Raw genomic sequence first — 6,822 nt, 5'->3', positions numbered from 1 at the left:
GGCCTGGGTGGTGGCTTCGTTATTATCCCGCTGCTTACCTTATTGTTAAAGGTTGATATCCATTATGCTATCGGCGCTTCGCTGGTATCGGTAATAGCTACTTCATCAGGTTCGGCAGCAGCTTATGTAAAAGAGGGTATCACTAATATCAGGCTGGGTATGTTCCTGGAAATTGCCACTACCGCGGGTGCTATGGCTGGCGCCTTGATGGCTGTTTATATCCCTACTAATTTTATAGCAATTTTATTTGGCGTTATCCTTATCCTGTCGGCAGTAATGTCGTTACGCAAAAAGGCCGAGCTCATACACCAGGAAAAAAACGCGCTTGCCGAAAAATTAAAACTAAACGGCAGTTTCCCTACAGCCAATGGCGCGGTAACCTATAGCGTAAAAAATGTAGGCGGCGGCTTTTTCATGATGCTTTTTGCAGGGGTTATATCCGGCTTGCTGGGCATAGGTTCCGGAGCGTTAAAGGTTCTGGCTATGGATACCATTATGCGCATCCCGTTCAAGGTATCAACTACCACCAGTAATTTTATGATAGGCGTTACCGCGGCAGCCAGCGCGGTTGTTTACCTACAGCGTGGATACATTGATCCGGGCCTGTCAATGCCTGTGGCCATTGGCGTGTTACTGGGTGCCTTAAGCGGATCAAAAATACTGGTACATACCAACTCATCGGGATGGCTGCGTTGGATATTTGCGGTGGTAGTAACTTTTTTGGCTTTGCAAATGATATACAATGGCTTTGCCGGAAAAATATAAATGATTTAAATATGAGCCGTTTTAAAGATACCGATATGCAGGCCGTTATAGGCTGGATACTCCGCCTCGGGGTATTGCTATCTATGAGCGTTATTTTTATTGGCGGTATTATTTATTTAAACCGGCATGGAAATATACCTGTAGATTACCATACGTTTAAAGGCGTACCTGATTTTGTACACAGTACAAAGGGTATTATTAACGGCATAATCACTATACGGGGCAGGGCCATTATACAGGCAGGCATTATTTTACTAATTGTAACGCCGGTGATCAGGGTAGTTTTTTCGGCAATTGGATTTATTTTAGAGAAGGATTATCTGTACACGGGAATAACCATTCTGGTACTACTTATTATTACCGCGAGCATGCTTAGCGGCCACGCCGGCTAACCGTTATTATTAAAAAATAAATTATTTAAAACTTTTTTGGGTCTGCATATATTATAATAATGTATGCAAAGGAGCATGGTTGAATCAACAGCATTAAATAGCTTAGGCTATGATCCCTCGGCCAAAATTTTAGAAGTGGAGTTCAGGGATAGCGGCGGAGTATGGCAATACTTTGGCTTTTCATCAACAGCATATAATAAACTTATCAGTTCCGATTCCCTGGGCCATTTTTTCGTTACCAAAATTAAAGGCAAATATCCCGAGCTGCGTATCAGGTAAATAGTATTAATTATTTCCTGTACGGCGTTGCTCCTCGTCGCTGCTGGTATTATGTTTTGCTGCCGATTTAACTGATGTTTTACCAAAACGATAAGTAAAATTGAGCATCACCCTCCGGGTTTCACGTTTATTGATTCCCATCAAATCAATATTCTGATACATAATATGATATCGCTCACGATCGCTGTTGAAAACGTCAATAACGTTTAGTTTTAAACTGCCGCGTTTATTGAGCACTTGTTTACTAATGCCGGCATTCACGGTATAGCTTTGTTTAAGCTCGTTAACACCATACAAAGTAGGCGACTCGTATCTGCCTGTAACCTCTGCCAGCAAAGTACTACTCAGGCTGATATTCTGAGTGGTATTAAAAATAATGTCCTGCTTGCCTTTATTAAAATAGCCGTTTACTGCATAAGCTGTATAACGCTGGTATGAAGCATCTAAATTAAAGCTGGCATTCCACCAGCTGTTAAATTGTACCGGCGCGTAAAATGAGGCCCCGTAAACATAAATTCGCCCAAAGTTTTTACGAATGGTAATGTTAACCTTTGATGAGTCGTTTTGCTCATAAATGGGAAAATCATACGCGTCGTTAGTCACATTATAATATAATGTGGTAATGAATGTTTCCTTATATGTATGTGATAATTGTACAGAGTTGGTATACTCCGGTTTTAAGTTAGGATTGCCCGATACATAATCATACAGATCGGTATAGTATAAAAACGGATTAATATCCTGGTAGTCGGGCCGGTGAATACCACGGTTATAACTCAGACCCAAAGTATTGTTTTTATTAAGTTGGTAACTTAACTGAACCTGCGGAAACAGGTTAAAATAATTATTTTCATTGGTGATAGTACGTGTATCACCTACGCCTATTGAACTGCCGGTAGAAGTGGTTTTTTCAGTACGGACACCTGCAGTCATGTCAAATTTTCCTATTTTGTTCATGTAGTTTAAATAGGCAGCACTCACAATTTCTGTATAAATAAAGCGGTTGGTAAAATTAGGGTCGGCTTTGTAGGCCTGGTTTACCAGCGGGCCAAATATTAAATTATTATCGCTTTTTACATTATTGTACTTTACGCCAGCTTCCAGTTTTGATGTTTTTGAAAGCGGGTTTATATAATCAATCTTTGCGGTCCAGATGTGGATAGATGATGGTGAAAGGTTTTGCAGCTGTAACGAATCCCGATATTTGGTACCTGTCGGGGTATAAAAGTTATTGGTAATGTACTCGTTGGAGTGACGCGAATAGGTAGAATAATCTACATCGGCCGAAAGATTTTTACCGCTTTTATCCAAAGCGCCATCATAATTAATGTTATAATTTAAAAAGCTGGAGCCCCTATCAAGAGTTGATTTGGCTATGATCACCGAATCGAGCCTGCCCTGATTAGCTATTTTCAGGTTATTATCCTTCAAAAAATTATCCTCCCGAACAATACCGCTTACTAAAAAACCAATGGTTTGCTTAGGCGATAAAGAATAATCGGCTCCTAACCTGAAATTGTGATTGTATGAATGCTGAGTATTATTATAGTCAACGTTATAATTACTCAAAGTATTATCAAAATTAATATTCCTGTTCGTATTAATAAAGCGGCTTGTTTTATTATCATCAAGCGAGTAATTCCCGAAAACATTTAGCTTGGAAGTGCGGTTATTAAAAACAATTCCTGCCCTGCTTTTATAATATTTACCATAACCAAAACCTGCAGTAAATGAGCCATTTGTGCCTATATTGGTACCTTTTTTTTGTACGATATTGATGATTCCACCACCCGATGCGTCATATTTTGACGATGCGCTCGATATCATCTCTACCTGCTCAATATTACTGCTTTGCATACTGCGCAGCAGATTAACCAAATCATCGCCGGTTAAATTGGTTGGCTTACCATCAATAGTTATTAATGCCGGCTGGCGGCCAACAATACTCAACACTTCGTTACCACTGTTTACATGTACGCCTGGCGACTGCCGGAGCACATCATATACTGAATTACCTTCGGCAACCACACTGTTTTGCACATTGAGTACTATTTTACCGGGTCGTACTTCAATATATGGTCTTCGGGCTACTACCTTTATTTCCTGTAATTGACTGTTTACCAGTTTAAGTACCATATTTTCAGCCATTATATTCCGGCCTTCAGAAACCCGATAAGGTCCTGAATAAACTTTACTGCAACCTATACTGGTGGCCAGCAGCAAATAACTATCGGGTTTGATACCCGCAAAAATATATGTACCAGATTTATCGGCCAGGCTTGACCTTACAATAGAAGAATCGGCAGCTTTAAGGAGCACAATAGTAGCCGCCTCAGCAGCTTCATTGCTTTCCATCAAAACTTTGCCCTGAATTGCTGTAGGTTTTGTTTGCGCAAATGAAAAACAACACATTCCGACCAGGATTGCCGAAAACAAGCTCCCAAATAAAACCTTCATTAATAGTTTGTGTAGAATTTTTCTATGTTTTTCCCGATTGAAAATGCTACGCAATATAGCAACAATATATTAAAACATATAAATACGTATTTGAATTTTAAGATATGAAAATAATAACTGTTACCTGAGCCTTAATTTTTTTACCTTGTTGTTAGTTTAGCTTACCATTTTATGATTGCATTGTTGTTATTGCTATACTTGAATAATCAATTAAAACAAAAGCAATTCAATTTTTATTAATTTCGGCCCAAAGCACCATTGTACCATTTTGATTATTATAAACATGAAAAAAGTAAGCTTTTTTATTCTGTTCATTTGCTTTGCTACTAAAATAATGGCACAGCCTGAGCCTGCTAACTATGTTGTTGCCCTAAATAAGTTTAAACAATTATACAATAATAATCAGCCGGATAGTATTTATGGCATGTTTAGCAACGAAATGAAAGAAGCTTTACCTGCTGATAAATTCAGAACTACCACCTTACAATTAAAATCACAGCTCGGCAACCTGGTAAAGGCCGATTTTGTAAAATACGAGCCGCCCTTGGCCTACTATAAAGCAACGTTCCAGAAAAATACCTTTTTGCTAAACTTATCTGTAAATTCAGAAACTAAGTTTACCGGTTTGCTTTTAAAGCCGTACCAGGCTCCTGTAAGCACAAATACCGAACCTGTTTCACCAACCATCCCTACTGATCCTTCAGTAACAGAATCACCTATATCTATAAAAACCTTCTCAGGCTCCATTTCCGGCACGCTTGCCATGCCTAAAAACGCTACCGATAAAATACCGGTAGTATTGATAATTGCAGGCTCGGGCCCAACAGACCGTGATGGTAACAGCCCTAAATTAGGCTTAACCTCAAACACGTATAAAATGATAGCCAACGAGCTCGGTAAAAACGGCTATGCTTCGGTACGCTATGATAAACGTTTGGTAGGGCAAAGCGTAAGCTCGACCAAAGAAACAGAATTGCGTTTTGAGGATTATGTTGATGATGCCGTGGGCCTGATCAATATGCTGAATGACGATCAGCGTTTTTCAAAAATAATTATACTTGGCCATAGCGAAGGATCATTAGTAGGCATGATGGCCGCCAATGACCAGCCTATAAAAGCATTCATATCTGTAGCTGGCGCAGGTGATTCGGCCGATAAGATCATGACGGAGCAAATGAAATCAAAATCGCAACTGATGTCAGATGGTTTCAACCGCATGATCGATAGCTTAAAAAGAGGAAAGATCACCGAAAATATTGACCCCTCTCTTTACCCCTACGCCAGGCCAAGCATACAAAAATACCTGATGTCGTGGTTTAGGTACAACCCTACCCGCGAGATCAGAAAATTAAAGATCCCTATCCTGATCGTACAGGGATCAACCGATCTGCAGGTAACTGTAGCCGATGCAGAGAAGTTGAAAAAGGCCAAATCAGACGCGGTGCTTGCCATCATCCCTAACATGAACCATGTTTTGAAAGAAGCCCCGGCTGATAAAGATAAAAACACGGCCACGTACAATGAGCCCGACCTGCCCCTGAAACCCGAATTTGTAAAAGCCATGATCAGCTTTTTAAACAAGGTTAAATAAGCAAAACAAAACAGCCCGTTGCTATGATAGCAACGGGCTGTTTTGTTTTATATCAGGATGCTTTCCAGGCACCCAGTAATCTTCGTATAATAATAATTTCGGCTACGTGATAGGCTTCATGATCAGCGGCTTGCAATACCTCGCGCAGTATGGTTTGCCCATCGCCATGAGGTATCTTTTCAAAAAGACCATCCTCTTTTAGCAGGGCTATAAATTCCTCACGGTCGGCATTTATTTGTTCAATGGTCTGGTTCCATGCTTCATCATTTTTAGGGCTGGTTTCTTTAGGCCAATAATCATCGGGCCAGTTTGGCGATTGATGGTTACCATCTTTACAAAACTCCAGCATATCCCACTGGGCAATGCGTATATGTTCAACCAGTTGCCAAATGCTGTAGGGTAGCCTATCTGGTCTTTCCCCTCTCAGATCAGCCGGTAAACCTGCAAGCGCCGTTTGCAGATCAGCGTGCGCGTTTCCGCCGTTGAGCAGGTGAATAAGTTCGTCAATTAATACCTGGTGTTCGTTACTTATTGTTTTCATAGTACATCAAGTAACAAATTTATCGCCCGATTGATTTATATGATCTAAATGTTTTAAGTTTATCCGGGCATTTAATTTCATAATCACGTGATCAAAAATATTTTCTTAAAACTGTTCCTGGCTGTTGTAATATTCATGGCTGCATTTACCGGTTGTAAAAAAGACGGTGGCGGCGGCGGGCCAATGCTTGGTAAAGACAATGCTGCTTTTACCGTTTATGAAAACAACTTTCTGGACGCGTTATGGAAATTGAACCCGGATTGGGGCACATCTGTTGGTTATCATAAGTATGATAGCTTATTGTACATCCCCAATGAGCAAAGCCGCTCAAAAATGCTTGATTTTGCCAAATTTCAGATCGACTCGTTGAGCCGTTTTGAAATAACCACCCTGAGCGAAGCCAATCAGATAGATTATAAGATGATACAGAACCAGATGGAGTACTCCCAATGGCAAATTCAGCAATTGAAGGCTTACGAGTGGGATCCATCATCTTACAATGTAATAGGCACTTTCGCCTACATGTTAAATGAACATTATGCCCCTTTGGCCAAACGTCTTCGTCATTTTTATGAGCGTATGGCCGAAGTTCCGGTTTACTACAAGGATGCCGAAAAGCAGATAAAAAACCCGGTTGTTGAGCTTACCAGCCTGGCCATTGAACAAAACCTGGGCGGACTTAGCGTAATTGAAAAAGACTTTGCAGACTCTTTAAAGAAAACCGACATACCCAAGGCAGAACAAAAATTAATGACCGACAGAGCTGATGCTACCGTGAAAGTTATCAAAGGTTATAC

General features: G+C 40.4%; 7 protein-coding genes. 5 read left to right on the top strand and 2 right to left on the bottom strand.

Features of this window, described 5'->3' with window-relative positions; all coding sequences use genetic code 11:
- The 3 genes from AAGC65_RS23940 to AAGC65_RS23930 form a co-directional block, all read left to right on the top strand.
- Positions 1 to 765, top strand: a 765-nt coding sequence (locus tag AAGC65_RS23940; protein ID WP_343114987.1) for a sulfite exporter TauE/SafE family protein, incomplete at its 5' end; no start/stop codon positions are given.
- Positions 766 to 776: 11 nt separating this feature from the next.
- Positions 777 to 1,157 carry a DUF1634 domain-containing protein gene (locus tag AAGC65_RS23935; protein WP_343114986.1) on the top strand — a complete coding sequence of 127 codons (381 nt, stop codon included), beginning with the start codon at positions 777 to 779 and terminating at the stop codon, positions 1,155 to 1,157.
- A 63-nt stretch (positions 1,158 to 1,220) separates the two neighbouring features.
- A complete protein-coding gene (locus tag AAGC65_RS23930; protein ID WP_343114985.1) occupies positions 1,221 to 1,436 on the top strand; it encodes a KTSC domain-containing protein in 216 nt (71 codons plus the stop codon).
- A 6-nt stretch (positions 1,437 to 1,442) separates the two neighbouring features.
- On the opposite strand, the gene AAGC65_RS23925 is transcribed toward AAGC65_RS23930, so the two are convergent.
- Entirely contained in the window at positions 1,443 to 3,893 is a 2,451-nt protein-coding gene (locus AAGC65_RS23925; RefSeq protein ID WP_343114984.1) for a TonB-dependent receptor, read from the bottom strand.
- 283 nt (positions 3,894 to 4,176) lie between these two features.
- Here AAGC65_RS23925 and AAGC65_RS23920 point away from each other — a divergent pair, with 283 nt between their 5' ends.
- A complete protein-coding gene (locus tag AAGC65_RS23920; RefSeq protein ID WP_343114983.1) occupies positions 4,177 to 5,484 on the top strand; it encodes a serine aminopeptidase domain-containing protein in 1,308 nt (435 codons plus the stop codon).
- A gap of 52 nt (positions 5,485 to 5,536) precedes the next feature.
- Here AAGC65_RS23920 and AAGC65_RS23915 read toward each other — a convergent pair whose 3' ends face one another.
- Positions 5,537 to 6,025, bottom strand: a complete 489-nt coding sequence (locus AAGC65_RS23915) for a DinB family protein (RefSeq protein WP_343114982.1) — start codon at positions 6,023 to 6,025, stop codon at positions 5,537 to 5,539.
- Positions 6,026 to 6,112: 87 nt separating this feature from the next.
- Here AAGC65_RS23915 and AAGC65_RS23910 point away from each other — a divergent pair.
- The coding region (locus tag AAGC65_RS23910) for a DUF885 family protein (protein WP_343114981.1) at positions 6,113 to 6,822 on the top strand (710 nt) is incomplete at its 3' end.

It is taken from the genome of Mucilaginibacter sp., assembly GCF_039207105.1.
Taxonomy (GTDB): domain Bacteria; phylum Bacteroidota; class Bacteroidia; order Sphingobacteriales; family Sphingobacteriaceae; genus Mucilaginibacter.
This window is presented reverse-complemented; position numbering and strand designations above follow the sequence as displayed.

Bases quoted from the DNA above. Each gene is read 5' to 3' on its own strand.
- AAGC65_RS23925 (WP_343114984.1), bottom strand. From the start codon at position 3,893: ATGAAGGTTTTATTTGGGAGCTTGTTTTCGGCAATCCTGGTCGGAATG.
- AAGC65_RS23935 (WP_343114986.1), top strand. From the start codon at position 777: ATGAGCCGTTTTAAAGATACCGATATGCAGGCCGTTATAGGCTGGATA.
- AAGC65_RS23920 (WP_343114983.1), top strand. From the start codon at position 4,177: ATGAAAAAAGTAAGCTTTTTTATTCTGTTCATTTGCTTTGCTACTAAA.
- AAGC65_RS23930 (WP_343114985.1), top strand. From the start codon at position 1,221: ATGCAAAGGAGCATGGTTGAATCAACAGCATTAAATAGCTTAGGCTAT.
- AAGC65_RS23915 (WP_343114982.1), bottom strand. From the start codon at position 6,025: ATGAAAACAATAAGTAACGAACACCAGGTATTAATTGACGAACTTATT.